The organism is Frigoribacterium sp. ACAM 257 (assembly GCF_007954365.1).
Classification (GTDB): Bacteria; Actinomycetota; Actinomycetes; order Actinomycetales; family Microbacteriaceae; genus Frigoribacterium.
On sequence record NZ_VOLO01000001.1, the window covers coordinates 466,442 to 482,339 of the forward strand.

Here is a 15,898-nt window from a genome sequence, read left to right on the forward strand (position 1 = left end):
CTGCAGGGGTCAGCGATCGCGCCAGCGGTCGGGGGACAGGTCCCACGGGTCCTTGCCGAGGAGGTCGCCGACGGCCTGGAGCACCCAGCCCTCGACGAGGACCCGGTGCTGCCACTCGTCGTCGACCGGCCCGTGCGACTCGGGCACGTGGGACAGCCGCTCGATCGGCAGCCGGTAGACGACCACGGTGCGCGCGGCACGGTCGACGCGCCATCGTTCGACGCGGGTCGGGTCGGGGGCGGCCGGGAGGCCCGCGACCTCGAACGTCACGTCGGCGAGGTCGTCGGGCCACAGCTCGCGCAGGTGGTCGGCCGTCTCGGCGACGAGGTCGTCGAAGAGCTCGACCCGCGTCCGCAGGAAGGGCAGGTGCGGACCCGCGGCGGAGGAGCGGAGCCCGCGCCCGTGTCGGTCCCGACGTCGAGAGCGGTCGGTGACGCGGACTCGGCGTGGCCTCGGCATCCCGCTATCGTAGACCGGAGGTATCGTGTCGGACGATGATCCCACGCCCCTGCAGCAAGGTCGCCTGCCACGACGAGGCGGTGTCGACGCTCACCTACGTGTACGCCGACTCGATGGTGGTGGTGGGGCCGCTGAGCGAGCGGATCGAGCCGCACGGGTACGACCTGTGCGCGCGACACGCGTCCTCGCTGTCCGTGCCCCAGGGCTGGCAGGTGCTCCGCCAGGTAGTTTTAGGACATGACTACTGAGAACACCCCCGACCTCACCGCCTTCGTCAAGACGTACGACGTCCGCGGCCTGGTGGGGACGCAGCTGACCGACGAGGTCGTCGAGGCCTTCGGCGCCGCCTTCGCCGACGAGGTCGGAGCGGCGGGCAGCGAGCTCGTCGTCGGCCACGACATGCGCGACTCGTCGCCCGCCTTCGCGGCGGCCTTCTCGCGCGGGGCGCAGGCGAGGGGCGCCGACGTCGTCGCCCTCGGGCTCTGCTCGACGGACGAGTCGTACTTCGCCTCCGGCTCGCTCGACGCCCCGGCCGCGATGTTCACGGCCAGCCACAACCCGGCGACGTACAACGGCATCAAGATGAGCCGCGCCGGCGCCCAGGGCATCAGCCTCGACACCGGCCTGTCGTCGATCCGAGACCGCGCCGCCCGCTACCTCGCCGACGGCATCGACTCCGTCGACGAGGTCGGCTCCCTGCGGGAGCACGACGCGCTGCCGGGCTACGTCGCCCACCTGCGCGGTCTCGTCGACCTGACCGGCGTCCGTCCGCTGAAGGTCGTCGTCGACGCCGGCAATGGCATGGGCGGCCTGACGGTGCCCGCCGTCCTCGGCGACGCCGCCGGGCTGCCGGGCCTCCCGCTCGAGATCGTCCCGCTCTACTTCGAGCTCGACGGCACGTTCCCGAACCACGAGGCGAACCCGCTCGAGCCGGCCAACCTCGTCGACCTGCAGGCCGCCGTCGTCGCCCACGGGGCCGACCTCGGCCTGGCCTTCGACGGCGACGCCGACCGCTGCTTCGTGGTCGACGAGCGCGGCGACGCGGTGACGCCGTCGGCCGTCGCCGCGATCGTGGCCGTCCGCGAGATCGCTCGCGTCCGGGCCGCCGAGCCCGACGCCTCCATCTCGGTGATCCACAACCTCATCACCTCGCGCGCCGTGCCCGAGGCGATCGTCGCCTCCGGGGCGGTGCCGGTCCGCACCAGGGTCGGGCACTCGCTGATCAAGGACGAGATGCGCACCACCGGCGCGATCTTCGGCGGCGAGCACTCGGCGCACTACTATTTCCGCGACTTCTGGGGCGCCGACAACGGGATGCTCGCCGCCATGCACGTGCTCGCCGAGCTGGGCCACCAGGACGAGCCGCTGTCGACCCTGACCGACCGCTACACGCCCTACACGGCCAGCGGCGAGATCAACTCGACCGTCACCGACGTGCCCGCGGCGTACACCCGCGTCGTCGAGGCGTTCACGGGCCGCGGCGACTTCGACGAGCTCGACGGCCTCACCGTGTCGGGCTCGTCGGCCGACGGGGCCTTCTGGTGGTTCAACGTCCGACCCTCGAACACCGAGCCGCTGCTCCGGCTGAACGCCGAGGCGGCGACGCGCTCGGGGATGGAGTCCGTGCGCGACGAGGTCCTGGCGCTCATCCGGCAGTCCTGATGACCGGGGCCACGCCCGGCTACGGCGACTCCAAGCAGCAGATCGTCACGCGCCTCCGTCGTGCCGAGGGCCAGGTCCGCGGCATCCAGCGCATGGTGGAGGACGACGTCTACTGCATCGACGTCCTCACGCAGGTGAGCGCGGCGACGAAGGCCCTCGAGACGGTGGCCCTGCAGCTGCTGGAGGACCACCTCGCCCACTGCGTCGCCGAGGCGGCGCGCGAGGGCGGGGCGGTGGCCGACGCCAAGATCGCGGAGGCGTCGGCCGCGATCGCGCGTCTCGTGCGTTCCTGACGCGGTCGCCCGGTCCTGGGCGACACACGGGGCGGCGTGGGCGAGAATGGTCCCATGCCCACTGACACGACCACGCTGCCCTACAAGGTCGCCGACCTGTCCCTCGCCGAGGCCGGACGACACCAGCTCCGCCTCGCCGAGAACGAGATGCCCGGCCTGATGGCCCTCCGCGAGGAGTTCGGCCCCACGCAGCCCCTCGCGGGCGCCCGCATCGCCGGCTCGCTGCACATGACGGTGCAGACCGCCGTGCTGATCGAGACGCTGACCGCCCTCGGCGCGCAGGTGCGCTGGGCGAGCTGCAACATCTTCTCCACACAGGACGAGGCGGCGGCCGCGATCGTCGTCGGCCCGACCGGCACCCCCGAGCAGCCGGCCGGCGTGCCCGTCTTCGCCTGGAAGGGCGAGACGCTCGACGAGTACTGGTGGTGCACCTCCCAGATCTTCGACTGGTCGGCCGAGGCCGCCGAGTCGGGCGCCTCGTTCGCCGGCCCGAACATGATCCTCGACGACGGCGGCGACGCCACGATGCTCGTCCACAAGGGCCGCGAGTACGAGCTCGCCGGCACCGTGCCCGACGACGCCCCGGGCGACAGCCACGAGTGGCGGGTGATCCTCGAGGTCCTCCGCGGCTCGCTGGCCGAGTCGACCGACCGCTGGACGACCATCGGCGCCGAGCTGCAGGGCGTCACGGAAGAGACCACGACGGGCGTGCACCGCCTGTACGAGCTCGCCCGTGCCGGCGAGCTGCTCTTCCCCGCCATCAACGTGAACGACTCGGTCACGAAGTCGAAGTTCGACAACAAGTACGGCATCCGGCACTCGCTGCCCGACGGGCTGATGCGGGCGACCGACGTGCTCATCGGCGGCAAGGTCGCCTTCGTCGCCGGCTACGGCGACGTCGGCAAGGGCGCCGCGGAGGCGCTGCGCGGCCAGGGTGCCCGCGTCATCGTCAGCGAGGTGGACCCGATCAACGCCCTCCAGGCCGCGATGGACGGCTACCAGGTCGCCCGTCTGGAGTCGGTCGTCGAGACGGTCGACATCCTCGTCACGGGCACCGGCAACCTCGACGTCGTGACCGTCGACCACCTCCTCGCCCTCAAGCACCTCGCGATCGTCGCGAACGTCGGCCACTTCGACAACGAGATCGACATGGCCGGGCTCGAGTCGCTCGCCGGCGCCGAGCGCGTCGAGATCAAGCCCCAGGTGCACGAGTGGCGCCTCCCGACGGGTCGCAGCGTGCTCGTGCTCAGCGAGGGCCGCCTGATGAACCTCGGCAACGCCACCGGTCACCCCTCCTTCGTGATGAGCAACTCCTTCACGAACCAGGTCCTCGCGCAGATCGAGCTCTGGGCGCATCGCGAGAACTACGAGACCGAGGTCTACGTGCTGCCCAAGCACCTCGACGAGAAGGTCGCGCGGCTGCACCTCGACGCGCTCGGCGTCGAGCTGACCACCCTCACCGACGCGCAGGCGAAGTACATCGGCGTCAGCGTGGACGGGCCCTACAAGGTCGACCACTACCGCTACTGAGGCAGGTGCACGAACGCCCCCGGACCGTCGTCGCGACGGGCGGGGGCGTTCGTGCGTCCAGGGGAAGGACTGGTGCTCAGCGCCGCGGGAAGCCCCGCACCGTGCCCGTGAGGGCAGGCTCGAGCCTGCCGAGCAGCGCTGACTCGCGGGCCAGGGCGACGCCCTCGCGCTCGCGTCGGAGCGCCGACACGGCCGCGAGCAGCGACTCCGCGTCGGTCGCGGGCACGGGCGAGACGAACGGGGCGAGCTCCGTCGCGAGGGCCTCGGCGATGCGCCGTCGGCTCTCGGGGCGGAGGGCCGGGGCCTGCTGCAGGAACGACGAGACGCGACGGGCGAGGGGATCGGGGAGGCGCGCCACGTCGGCGACGTCGGCCCAGCCGAGGAGGTGCTGCGGCACCTGGACCACGACGCGCCCCGTGCGCGGTGCCCGCTCGTTGCGGCTGTAGGTGCCGGCCATCAGGTCGCCGAGGCGGCGCGACGAGCGGTTCAGGAGGGCGACGACCACTGCCAGCCCTCCTGTCGTCATCACGATCTCGAGCATGCCGACGAGCGACCGGGTGAGCGCGTGCCGGAGGCCGATCGCGCCTCCGTCGGTCCGCACGATGCGTGCGCCCGTCGCGAGCTTGCCGAGCGACCGCCCGTGCGAGGCCGTCTCGACCACGGTCGGCAGGCCGATCAGGCAGACGACGATCGAGGCGACCACGAGCGCCTGCGCGGTGGCGTCGTCGACGGCGCCGCGGTCGTTCAGCGAGACGACCAGCAGGACGAGGCCCACCAGCGCCAGGACGTAGCTGAGGTAGTCGATCAGGGCACCCGCGACGCGCAGGACGAAGCCCGTCGGACGGCGGTCGAGCCCGACCGCCTCGCCCGTGACGAGCTGGTCGTCGGCGCCGTCGAAGAAGTCGACCTGGTCGGGGCGCAGCGTGGGCGCCGACGTCGACCGCGAGCCGCGCGTCCCACGCGGGCGGCGCGTCGTCGGCGGAGGCGTCGTCGGCGGGTGCGTCGTCGGGTCGGACATGCCTAGTATCTAAGCAGAATGGATCTCGACGCCTACGCCGCCGCCCACGGTCACGAGTGGACCGAACTCGAGGCCCTCGCGCGCCGCCGTCGCCTGACGGGCCCGGAGGCCGACGAGCTGATCCGGCTGTACCAGTCGGGAGCCGCAGAGCTGTCGGCGTTGCAGACGGCGGCAGGCCCGTCGGTCGTCGCCGACCGGCTGTCGTTGACCCTGTCGCGCGCGCGGCTCCGGTTCACCGGGGCGGGGCGCAACCTCGCCTCGCAGGTGCCCGCCTTCTTCGTCGCGCAGTTGCCGGCGGCCCTCTGGCGGGTGCGCTGGCTGTCGATCGCGGTGCTCCTCGTCACCGTCGTCGTGGCGACGTCGTTCGCCGTCTGGGCTGCCGGGTCTCCCGCGGTGCTCGCGTCGTTCGGATCGGAGGAGTTCCGTCGCCAGTTCGCGACGGAGGACTTCGTGAACTACTACTCGGAGAGCGCGCCGTCGTCGTTCACGGGGCAGGTGTGGACGAACAACGCCTTCATCGCCGCCCAGTGCGTCGCGTTCGGCATCACCGGCGTCTGGGTGCCCTACGTCGTGCTGAGCAACGCGATGAACGTCGGGATCTCGGCGGGCCTCATGGCCGAGCAGGGGCGCCTCGAGTACTTCTTCCTGTACATCCTCCCGCACGGTCAGCTCGAGCTCTACAGCATCTTCGTCGCCGGCGGCGCGGGCCTGTTGATCTTCTGGTCGTGGGTGGCCCCCGGTGCCCGCACCCGGGGGCAGGCACTCGCGCAGGACGGCCGCGCGCTGATCACGGTCGCCGTGGGCCTCATGCTGGCGCTGCTCGTGTCGGGCGTCATCGAGGGCTTCGTCACGCGCCAGGACTGGCCGTGGCCGATCAAGATCGGCATCGGCACGGTCGCGCTGGCCGGGTTCCTCGCGTACCAGTGGGTGCTGGGCGGCCGCGCGCACCGTGCCGGCCAGACCGGCGACCTTGACGAGTTCGAGGCCGGGGCCACGGAGCTCGTCGCCGGCTGAGCTCCGACGACCCGGGCTTTGGCCCCTCCAGGTCTCACCAGAATTCAGGAACTCGGGCGCGCCGGGTCCTGATCTGTGCACGGTTCAGGACTCCGCCTCCCCCCGTCGCGCGGATCAGGACAGAAGTTCCTGAATGAGGAGGGGCGGCGCAGGTCAGAGGCGGCCGGCGGCCTTGTAGGCGAGGTAGCGGTCGGCCAGCGCCGGCGGCAGGTCGGCCGGCGAGCCGGACACGACGTCGGCACCCACCTGGCCGAGGGCGGCGGCCACGCGGGCGACGTCGAGCCGGGCCCGCTCGGCGGCGGCGGCGCGGTAGACCTCGTCGCGGTTCGTCCTCGTGACGGCGGCGACGGCGAGGTCGGGGTCGGTCACCGACGCCACGACGACGAGGTGGCGCTGACTCAGCTGGGGCACGGCCGCGAGCAGGCTGCGCGCCGAGCCGGGGGAGTCGACCGGCGTGACGAGCACGACGAGCGATCGCTGCGTGGTCACCGAGCGCACGAGGGCCGGCACGGTCGACCAGTCGGTCTCGACGAGCTCCGGCTCGATCGGGGCCATGGTCTCGACCATTGCCGACAGGAGGGCGGCCCCGGTCGCCCCTTGCACCCGTCCGCGCACCCGGCGGTCGACGACGACGAGGTCCACGTGGTCGCCCGCGCGCGACGCGAGCGCGCCGAGCAGCAGGGCGGACTCGAAGGCGGTGTCGAGCCGCGGCTCGTCCTCGATGCGAGCGGCCGAGGTCCGACCGCTGTCGACGACGATCACGACGCGTCGGTCGCGCTCGGGACGCCAGGTGCGCACGACCAGGTCGCTGCGCCGGGCCGTGGCCCGCCAGTCGATCGACCGGACGTCGTCGCCGCGGACGTACTCGCGCAGGCTGTCGAACTCGGTGCCCTGTCCCCTGATCATCACGCTCGTGCGCCCGTCGAGCTCTCGGAGGCGGGCGAGGCGAGACGGGAGGTGGCGGCGGGAGGAGAAGCGCGGCAGCACCCGCACGACGCCGGGGACGGCGTGCCCGGCCTGGCGACCCGCGAGGCGCAGTGGTCCGAGCGACCGGACCGTCACCTCCTCGGCTCGGCGTTCGCCTCGGCGGAACGGGGTGAGGGTCGTGGTGGCGCGCCAGGCACGACCGGGCCGGACGACCAGGGCACGGCGCGTGACCGCGGCGCCGGCCGACGGCTGCCAGGCGTCACGGACGACGCCCCGCAGGGTGCGGCGGCCCTCGTTGACGACGACGAGCTCCGCCGAGGTGGTCTCGCCCAGGCGGACGGGCCCCGGCAGCTCACGACGGATGCGCAGGAGGCGCGGCGAGGCGGCCAGCGCGACGTCCAGCGCCCCGAGGGCGAGCACGAGCACGAGCCAGCCCACGAGCGCCCAGGCGCTCCCCGTCGCCACGATCGGCACGACGCCGAGCGCGACCAGCGCGACGAACCATCCGGTGACGGCCATGATCAGATCGGGACCCGCACCTGCTGCAGCACCGACCGCAGCACGGCGTCCGCGTCGACGCCCTCGAGCTCGGCCTCGGGCCGCAGCTGCAGGCGATGGCGCAGCACGGGCAGGGCCATCGCCTGCACGTGGTCGGGCGTGATGCGGTCGAAGCCGGTCAGCCAGGCCCAGGCCTTGCTCGCCGACAGCAGGGCGGTCGAGCCGCGGGGGCTGACGCCGATCTTGACGGACGCGCTCTCGCGCGTGGCGCGGGCCAGGTCGACGACGTACGCGAGCACGTCGGGGGACGCGCCGACCAGCCCGACCTCGGCCTGCGCCTGCGCGAGCTCGGCCGGCCCGAGCACGGGGGTGACGCCCGCGGCGCGGAGGTCGCGCGGCGAGAAGCCTGCCGCGTGGCGCGTGAGCACCTCGACCTCGGCGTCGCGGGGCGGGAGGTCGAGCGTCAGCTTCATGAGGAACCGGTCGAGCTGCGCCTCGGGCAGCGTGTAGGTGCCCTCGTACTCGACGGGGTTCATCGTCGCGGCCACGAGGAACGGCTGGGGGAGCGGGCGCGAGACCCCGTCGACCGACACCTGCCGCTCCTCCATCGCCTCGAGCAGCGCCGACTGCGTCTTGGGGGGCGTCCGGTTGATCTCGTCGGCCAGCAGGATGTTCGTGAAGACGGGACCGGGACGGAACTCGAACTCGCCGGCCTTGGCGTCGTAGACGAGCGAGCCGGTGATGTCGCCGGGCATCAGGTCGGGCGTGAACTGCACCCGGTTCGTCTCGAGCGAGGTGGCGTGGCTGAGGGCGCGGACGAGCAGGGTCTTGGCGACGCCGGGCACGCCCTCGAGGAGGGCGTGGCCCTGGGCGAGGAGCGTGACGATCAGGCCGGTGACGGCGCCGTCCTGCGCGACGACGGCCTTGCCGACCTCGGTGCGCACGCGGGCGAAGGTCTGCTGGAGTTCGGTGGTCATGCGGCGGTTCTCCCGGTGGTGGTCGCTGGGCGAGGGGCGATGGTGGCGGTCAGGGTGCGAGTCGGCCCGGAGCCGGCCGGCTCCGATCCGATCGGCAGACGAGGAGGCGCGGCGCCGGTCACGAGGGAGCCGCCGCCCGTGCCGTCGCCCGCTCGAGGTCGAGCAGGCTGTCGCTGAGGCGGACGAGCTCGGCGTCGTCGGCCGGGTCGGCGTCGACGAGCACGTGCCGGAGCCCGCGGGGATCGGCCCCGACCAGGCCCGCGACGCGGTCGATCACCTCGTCCACCGACGACGTGGACGACAGGCCGGTCAGCCGGGCGAGCCGCCCGAGCGACCCGATGCGCAGCTGGTCGAGGGCGTGGCGGCGCTGGCCGGAGCGCTCGTAGAGCCGCGCCCGCCCCTCCGTCGTCTCGGACGCGCGGACGACGACGGGCATGCGCTCGACCACGAGAGGTCCGAGCCGGCGACCTCGCCAGACCATGGCGGCGACGGCGGTCGCCGTGAGCAGCAGCAGCACGGGCGTGACCCAGCCGGGCGTGAGCGTCGCGAGGGTGCCGGTGCCCTCGGGCACGTCGTCGACGCCGGGGAGGTACCAGACGAGCTCGTCGTCCTGCCCGAGCAGGGCGAGCGCGTAGGCGGCGTCGTCCGCGCCGGCGGTGGCGATCGTGCCGTTGGTCAGGGCCGTCGTCGTGCCCACGACCGTGACGCGGCGGTCACCGTCGTCGAGCACGACGAGCCCGGAGCCGTCGGAGTCGGGGTCTCGCACGCACGTGGCCACGTCGACGCCGTCAGCCGGGTCGACGCCCGCGGCGGAGTACGCGAGGCCGGCGGCGTGGACGCGGTCGACCCGTGCGAGGGAGGTCACGCCACAGCCGAGGGCACGCACCCCGTCGGAGACCTCGGCGACGGCGGAGACCCCGGGGGCGACGGCGTCGAGCGCCGTCGCGCCGGGGGCGAGCAGCACGAGCGAGCTCGCCGCGTCGCCGAGCTCGCTCCACTGGTCGGCGACGAGGTACGAGCCCGCGTCGTCGACGACCACGGTGGTGTCCGGACGTGCTGCGGCCTGCCGGGCCTGGTCGAGGCTCGAGACGACGCGGACCCGGACGCCCTCGTCGCGCAGGACCTCGACGAGGGCCTTGGCGCCCGCGGGGGCGGGGTTCTCGGGGCCGAGCGCCCGGCCGCCCGTCGCGTCCGACCCGCTCAGGAGGACCGTCGCGACGGCTCCGAGCAGGGCGAGGACGGCCAGGGCGACCCACGGTCTCGCGCGACGCGCCGAGGCGCGCACGGTCGGCGTCGTCGCCGTCACGGGGTCGCCACCGGGGTGAGTCGCTCCAGCTCGAGGTCGAGGGCGCTGATCTCGCGCCAGGCCGCCTCGGACCCGGGCCGGTCGAGGTAGCGCACGCCGTCGAAGCTGTCGGCGGCCGAGGCCAGGCGGTCGGCGAGCCCCGGGAAGACCTGGCCCGCACGGGCGCCGACTGCACGGGCGGTCGTGCCGGGCGAGGTCGAGAGGACGTCGCGCTCGACGAGGCCTCGGGCCAGCGCGCGGAAGGACTCGGTGACGGCGAGCACGAGGTCGCCCGCGGCCGCGGCCTCGGCGGCTGCACGCCGGAGACGATCGGCGTCTCGGTGGTCGCCCTCGCCGAACAGCTCCGGGCCGCGCGTCGAGCGCCGGTTCAGCCGAGGGACCCCGTAGACCGCGAGCACCACCACGAGGACGACGACCACGACGACGAGCAGCACCACCAGGGCGACGGCGGGAGCCCCCTCGACGCCGCCGAAGCGGATGCCGTTCAGCCAGTTCCAGAAGGCGTCGGCGGCTCGGTCGAGCCAGGTCGGCTGTGCCGCGACGTAGTCGCGTCCCGTGAGCTCGCGCAGCAACAGCCGGCGCGCCTCGTCGGGATCGGGGTCGAGAGGGGCGGCGGCCAGCACGGTCGTCGACGGCGTCACTGCAGAGGTGCCCCGCCCTGGCGGTCCGGGTGCAGCTGCGGCTCGGGCGAGCGCCACGGGTCCGGCAGGTCGACCTGGCCACGGCCACGGGCCTCGACGTGGCGCACCAGCTCGAGGTCGAGCCCCTCGGTCCGCATCCTGCGGTCGACGTAGACGAGCCCGACGGAGGCGGCCTGGACGACGGAGCCGATCGCCGTCACGACGGCGCTGACCGCGATGGTGAGGACGTACGCCACGGCCGCGACGGCGATCGCGCTGCCGTCGACGTCGCCGGTGGGCGAGATGAGGCTGCCGAACACGCCGAAGAGCAGCGAGAACGGGGCGGTGACGACCTGCGTCGCGATCTGGATCATGACGAAGACGAGCGCGACGACGCCGAAGGTGCGCCAGAACGAGCCGCGGACGAGCGACCACGAGCGGGCGACGGCCGCACGCAGGGGCATGCGCTCGAGCATGAGGGCGCTCGGCACGAGGCTGAGCTTGATCGTGAGCCAGATGCCGAGCACGAGCAGGCCGAGGCCGAGGAGGACGCCGATCCCGATCCCGACGCCGATGCTCGGACCCGTCCCGACGACCACGCCGATCGCGACGACCCCGACCACGAGCCCGGCGGCCACGAGGTAGGCGAGCGTCAGCAGCGCGGACCAGCCGGTGAGCGCGCCGATGCGACCGCGCGCCAGGGTCCAGAGACCGCCCAGCCGGAGGCGCTCGCCGAGCAGCTGACGCGAGGTCTCGAGCACGAACAGCCCCTGCAGGAGCGCGCTGACGACGACGGCGAGGAGCACGGGGACGAGGGTCGCGAGCACCACGGTGGCGACGGCTCCCGCCGCCACCGCGTCGCGGTCCTCCGGCAGGGCCGACTCCACGCGGGAGAAGGCGAAGAAGGCGCTCCCCCCGGCGGCCCCGACGGTGACGAGCAGCAGCACGACCTGCGCCAGCAGGGCGGTGCCGAAGGTGGTGCGCGGGTTGCGCCGGAACACCTGGAACGACGCGGAGAGGACCTCGCCGAAGGTGAACGGACGGAGCGGCAGCAGGCCGGGCCGAGGAGGCGGCGTCCAGGCGCCCGGACCGCCCTGCGGCTGCGGCGGCAGGGGAGGGGCCACGGGAGCAGCAGGAGGAGCGGGGTGCGCAGCCGGGACCCGCTCGCCCCAGCGGGGCTCGCCCTGCGCCCCGGGTGCCGCCCAGTCGTTCGGATCGGTCATGGCTTCCCCCGGTGGTCCGCGATCGAGGTCGTCCTCGCTCGTGGGCCCATGTTTCCACAGGCCGGGCGGGCGTGCCAGCCGACCCGCGCCTCCTTCTCGGCCGATCCGCGCCTCCTGCACTAATCTGGGTCGACGTGCCGCGACCCGAGCGGCCCAGCCGAAGACGGAGACCATGACCCCGCGCATCCTGGTGGTGGACGACGACCCCGCGCTCGCCGAGATGATCGGCATCGTGCTCAGGGCCGACGAGTTCGAGCCGCACTTCTGCGCCGACGGCGACGGGGCGCTCGACGCGTTCCGCGGCTCGTCTCCCGACCTGGTGCTGCTCGACCTGATGCTGCCGGGCAAGGACGGCCTCGAGGTCTGCCGGGAGATCCGGGCCGAGAGCGGCGTGCCGATCATCATGCTGACCGCAAAGGGCGACACCGTCGACGTGGTCAGGGGGCTCGAGAGCGGGGCGGACGACTACGTCGTCAAGCCGTTCAACCCGAAGGAGCTGGTGGCGCGGATCAAGACGCGGCTGCGGCCGCCGACCGAGCCGACGAACGACGTGCTCACGGTGGGCGACCTGCGACTGGACGTGGCGGCGCACGAAGTGCGACGCGGCGACGCCGTCATCGCCCTCACGCCCCTCGAGTTCGAGCTGCTGCTGGCGCTCGCGTCCAAGCCGCAGCAGGTGTTCACCCGCGAGATGCTGCTGGAGCAGGTCTGGGGCTACCACTACAAGGCCGACACCAGGCTGGTGAACGTCCACGTCCAGCGCCTCCGCGCGAAGGTCGAGCACGACCCCGACGCCCCGCGCATCGTCACGACCGTCCGCGGCGTCGGCTACCGCGCCGGCGGCGGGGCCTAGCAGCCCGTCGTGGGCGGGCCGGGCGACGGCACGGGCCGGCGGGGCGTGCTCCGCGGCGCCCTCGACCCGGAGGCCTGGTGGCGGCGCCGGGGCGCCTGGCGAGACGTCGGGCCCCGCCTCCTGTCGGCGTGGCGTCGTTCGCTCGAGTTCCGCACCGTCGCCCTCACGGTCGTCCTCGCCGGGGTCGGCGCGTCGATCATCGCCACGTCCATCTCGGTCAGCATCAGCGCCAACCTGTACGACCAGCGCCGCGACCAGGTGCAGTCCGAGTCCCAGCGCGCGACGATCCTCGCGCAGTCGATCTTCGACTCGGCGACGGCCACGGAGGACGCCGACCAGGTCGAGCTCGACTCGCTGCAGAACGAGGCGCAGAGCACGATCCTCCGCTCCACGTCGAGCCCGGGCGGCACGAGCATCGCGATCCTGCGGACACCTGGGCAGTCCACGGCGCAGACCGTGCAGGACATCGCGAGTCCCGACTTCCCCGGCGCCGAGCTGACGACGGAGCTCCGGGAGCGCGTGGCCTCCGACACCGGGGCGCTGTCGATGCAGCCCGTGGCGCTGCCCAGGGCCGACGGGGGGTCCGTGCCCGGCATCGTCGTGGGCAGCACCCTCCAGGTGCCGACGGCCGGCCAGTACGAGCTCTACCTCGTCTACGACCTCAGCGACGCCGCCACGACCCTCGCGCTGATGCAGCGCACCCTGGCGCTCGGCTCGCTCGCGCTCGTGGTCCTGATCGGGGTCATCACCTACGTGGTCGCCCGGACGGTCGTCCGGCCGGTGCGCGTCGCGGCCGAGACGAGCCAGGCGATCGCGGCGGGCGACCTCGACCAGCGCATCCCCGAGAAGGGCCAGGACGTCGTCGCCACCCTCGGTCGCTCGTTCAACGGGATGGCGGACGGCATGCAGCGGCAGATCTCGCAGCTCGCCGAGCTCTCTCGCGTGCAGCAGCGGTTCGTCAGCGACGTGTCGCACGAGCTGCGCACCCCGCTCACGACGATCCGCCTCGCCGGCGACGTGCTGTACGACCAGCGCGGCTCCTTCACCCCGTCGGCCGCGCGCACGGCCGAGCTGCTGCACACGCAGGTCGACCGCTTCGAGCTGCTGCTGGCCGACCTGCTCGAGATCTCGCGCTTCGACGCGGGCGCGGTCGAGCTCGACGTCGAGAGCACGACCGTCGTCGCGCTCGTCGAGGACGGCGTGGCCGAGTTCGGGCCCCTGGCCGCCGAGACGGGCAGCGTGGTCACCATCGACGCGCGGGGCGGGTTCCTCGAGGCCGAGGTCGATCCACGGCGGCTCCGCCGCATCCTCCGCAACCTGCTCGGCAACGCGATCGAGCACGGCGAGGGCAGGCCGATCGAGGTCGAGGTCGACAGCGACGCCGAGTCGGTGGCCGTCGCGGTCCGGGACCACGGGATCGGCATGCGGCAGGAGGACGTCCAGCGCGTGTTCGACCGGTTCTGGCGGGCCGACCCGTCCCGTCGTCGGACGATCGGCGGCACAGGCCTCGGGCTGGCCATCAGCCTGGAGGACGCCGTGCTGCACGGCGGCCGTCTCGAGGTGTGGTCGAGGCTCGGCGAGGGCAGCCGCTTCGTCGTGACGCTGCCCCGCGTCGCAGGCGCGGCCACCACCTCCTCGCCCCTGCCCGTCGTGCCGCGGGAACCCGACGACGCCGTGGACCGCGTCTCGGAGCCCTGGGCGGGCGCGTCCCCCGAGACGACCGGCGTGCTGTCCGCCACGACCGTGCACGAGGAGGTGCCCCGTGCGAGGCCGTGACCGCCTGCGCGCCCTCGTGGCCGGCGTCGTCGTCGTGGCGACGGTGCTGACGGGCTGCGCCTCCATCCCCGACAGCGGCCCCGTGCAGGAGGGGGACCCCATCACTGTCGACGTCCCGAGCGACGTCGTGTACACGCCGAAGGGCCCCGTGGCGGACAGCTCGCAGGAGCGCATCCTCCGGGACTTCGTCTCGGCGGGAACGGGTCCGCAGGACAACTACTCGGTCGCGCGGGAGTACCTCTCGGCCGGCTTCGCCGACGCCTGGGACGCCCGGGCGAGCGTCACCGTCCGTCCCGGCGGCGGCGCGACGACGCGCGTGGGGGAGAACGAGCTCGAGTACGCGTTCACGGCGACGGCGACCCTTGACGGCGGCGGCCACTACGTCCCCGCCACGACCTCGGTGCCCACCAGCCTCGCCTACTCGTTCGTGCAGGAGGACGGCCAGTGGCGCATCAGCGACGCCCCGGACGGCACGGTGCTCAACCCCGCCACGTTCCAGTCGATCTTCCGCGCGCACGCGGTCTACTTCTACGACCCCTCGTTCCGGTACCTCGTGCCCGACCAGCGGTGGTTCCTCGCCAGGTCGTCGACGAGCACCCGCATCGCCTCCGCGCTCCTCGACGGACCGTCGGCGTGGCTGCAGGGCGCGGTCGTCTCGGCGTTCCCCGAGGGCACGCAGCTCTCCCTCACGGCCATCACCGTCGACGACGGCACGGCCAGGGTCGACCTCACGAGCGACGCCCTCTCCGCCTCGGACGACGCCCGCGCGCGCATGCAGGCGCAGTTGCTGGCGAGCTTCTCGACCCTCTCGACCATCACGGCGGTCGACCTCAGCGTCGAGTCCACCGTCCTCGACGTGCCCGACCTGGGCGGGTCCGCGCCCCTCCGCGATCCCACGGTCGACGCGCGGCCCCTGGTCGTCGCCGACGGCGTCCTCGGGTTCGCCTCCCGGTCGTCCGTCAGCCCCCTGCCGGGGCTCGGCCCCGTCGCCGGGGCGCTGGCCCCGACCTCGGCCGAGGTGTCGGCGGACCTGGCCGTGGTCGTCGTCGGGACCGACCGCGGCGCACTCCGCGTGGGGGCGGACGGCTCGAGCGTGCTCGTCGACGGACGAGCCGGGCTCGCCCCGCCGTCCCTCGACGACGGCGGCTGGGTCTGGTCCGTGCCGGTCGACGACGCTCGGGCCGTCACGGCCACCGGGCCCGACGGCGTTCCCCGCGCCGTGACCTCCACGCTGCCCGCCGGCCCGGCCGTCGTGGCGTTCCGGGTGTCGCGGGACGGCGCCAGGGCCCTCGTCCTGCTCGACGACGAGGGCGAGTCCCGCCTCCTCGTCGTCGCGCTGCTCCGCGACTCGCGCGGCGTGCCGACAGCCCTCGGCCCGCCGGTCGAGCTCGCGGCCCCGACGGGTCGGCCCGTCGACGCCACGTGGGCCGACCAGCTGACCGTCGCCTCCCTGACCAGCACGGGTGAGGGCTCCCTCGTCTCGCTCGCCGAGGTGGGCGGGGCGTCGGAGGGATCGGGGCAGCCGTCGGGCAGCGCCACGACCATCGTCGGCGGGAACGGTCCCTCCAGCCTGCGGGTGCTGACGGCGGAGGGGTCGGTGCTCGAGCCCCGGGGCAGCAGCTGGCAGGACACGGGCGTGGTGGCGGACCTGCTCGCGACCCAGCGCTGAGTCCCGGGTCCCGGGTCCCGGCCCCAGGTCGTCTTCCCTCCCCGAGGCCCGTCGACGCGTCGCCGTCCACGCC

The 15,898-nt window shown here is 73.7% G+C and carries 15 protein-coding genes; 8 read left to right on the forward strand and 7 right to left on the reverse strand.

All coding sequences use genetic code 11. From position 1 onward, the window contains the following. Positions 1–9: 9 nt before the first annotated feature. A complete protein-coding gene (locus tag ES689_RS02175) occupies positions 10–459 on the reverse strand; it encodes a hypothetical protein (RefSeq protein ID WP_146899599.1) in 450 nt (149 codons plus the stop codon). A 35-nt stretch (positions 460–494) separates the two neighbouring features. Here ES689_RS02175 and ES689_RS02180 point away from each other — a divergent pair, with 35 nt between their 5' ends. From ES689_RS02180 to ahcY, 4 genes are read left to right on the forward strand one after another with little or no spacing between them, the layout of a single operon-like run. Continuing rightward, positions 495–707: a DUF3499 family protein gene (locus tag ES689_RS02180; protein WP_146899602.1), complete on the forward strand. Its 213-nt coding sequence runs from the start codon at positions 495–497 to the stop codon at positions 705–707. Then, positions 697–2,121, forward strand: coding sequence for a phosphomannomutase/phosphoglucomutase (locus ES689_RS02185; RefSeq protein WP_146899605.1), 1,425 nt, complete (start codon positions 697–699; stop codon positions 2,119–2,121). The genes ES689_RS02180 and ES689_RS02185 overlap by 11 nt, the downstream gene beginning before the upstream one ends. Next, positions 2,121–2,414, forward strand: a complete 294-nt coding sequence (locus tag ES689_RS02190; protein ID WP_146899608.1) for a metal-sensitive transcriptional regulator — start codon at positions 2,121–2,123, stop codon at positions 2,412–2,414. The genes ES689_RS02185 and ES689_RS02190 overlap by 1 nt, the downstream gene beginning before the upstream one ends. A gap of 54 nt (positions 2,415–2,468) precedes the next feature. Further along, positions 2,469–3,944 (forward strand): adenosylhomocysteinase, encoded by a 1,476-nt coding sequence (gene ahcY / locus ES689_RS02195; RefSeq protein ID WP_146899611.1) that lies wholly within the window; start codon positions 2,469–2,471, stop codon positions 3,942–3,944. Between the two features lie 76 nt (positions 3,945–4,020). On the opposite strand, the gene ES689_RS02200 is transcribed toward ahcY, so the two are convergent. Then, complete coding sequence (locus ES689_RS02200; protein ID WP_146899614.1) at positions 4,021–4,962, reverse strand: RDD family protein; 942 nt, start codon at positions 4,960–4,962, stop codon at positions 4,021–4,023. An 18-nt stretch (positions 4,963–4,980) separates the two neighbouring features. On the opposite strand from ES689_RS02200, the gene ES689_RS02205 reads away from it, so the two are divergent. Then, a complete protein-coding gene (locus tag ES689_RS02205) occupies positions 4,981–5,976 on the forward strand; it encodes a stage II sporulation protein M (protein ID WP_146899617.1) in 996 nt (331 codons plus the stop codon). Between the two features lie 153 nt (positions 5,977–6,129). Here ES689_RS02205 and ES689_RS02210 read toward each other — a convergent pair whose 3' ends face one another. The 5 genes from ES689_RS02210 to ES689_RS02225 all read right to left on the reverse strand — a co-directional run bounded on the left by ES689_RS02210 (position 6,130) and on the right by ES689_RS02225 (position 11,527). Next, complete coding sequence (locus ES689_RS02210) at positions 6,130–7,422, reverse strand: DUF58 domain-containing protein (RefSeq protein WP_146899620.1); 1,293 nt, start codon at positions 7,420–7,422, stop codon at positions 6,130–6,132. Between the two features lie 2 nt (positions 7,423–7,424). Beyond that, entirely contained in the window at positions 7,425–8,378 is a 954-nt protein-coding gene (locus tag ES689_RS02215) for a MoxR family ATPase (protein ID WP_123546508.1), read from the reverse strand. Between the two features lie 118 nt (positions 8,379–8,496). Then, positions 8,497–9,684: a DUF4350 domain-containing protein gene (locus ES689_RS15500; protein WP_191330136.1), complete on the reverse strand. Its 1,188-nt coding sequence runs from the start codon at positions 9,682–9,684 to the stop codon at positions 8,497–8,499. Further along, a complete protein-coding gene (locus ES689_RS15505; protein ID WP_191330139.1) occupies positions 9,681–10,325 on the reverse strand; it encodes a DUF4129 domain-containing protein in 645 nt (214 codons plus the stop codon). Before ES689_RS15505 ends, ES689_RS15500 begins: the two co-directional genes overlap by 4 nt. Next, positions 10,322–11,527, reverse strand: coding sequence for a glycerophosphoryl diester phosphodiesterase membrane domain-containing protein (locus ES689_RS02225; RefSeq protein WP_146899625.1), 1,206 nt, complete (start codon positions 11,525–11,527; stop codon positions 10,322–10,324). The genes ES689_RS15505 and ES689_RS02225 overlap by 4 nt, the downstream gene beginning before the upstream one ends. Before the next feature lie 172 nt (positions 11,528–11,699). Here ES689_RS02225 and mtrA point away from each other — a divergent pair, with 172 nt between their 5' ends. The 3 genes from mtrA to ES689_RS02240 are packed head-to-tail and all read left to right on the forward strand — an operon-like array spanning position 11,700 to position 15,825. After that, entirely contained in the window at positions 11,700–12,380 is a 681-nt protein-coding gene (mtrA, locus tag ES689_RS02230) for an MtrAB system response regulator MtrA (protein WP_146899627.1), read from the forward strand. A gap of 9 nt (positions 12,381–12,389) precedes the next feature. Further along, the gene (gene mtrB / locus ES689_RS02235) at positions 12,390–14,156 is read left to right on the forward strand and encodes an MtrAB system histidine kinase MtrB (RefSeq protein ID WP_146899630.1); all 1,767 of its coding nucleotides are present in this window, start codon (positions 12,390–12,392) and stop codon (positions 14,154–14,156) included. Then, positions 14,143–15,825, forward strand: a complete 1,683-nt coding sequence (locus ES689_RS02240; protein WP_146899633.1) for an LpqB family beta-propeller domain-containing protein — start codon at positions 14,143–14,145, stop codon at positions 15,823–15,825. Before mtrB ends, ES689_RS02240 begins: the two co-directional genes overlap by 14 nt. Positions 15,826–15,898 lie beyond the last annotated feature (73 nt).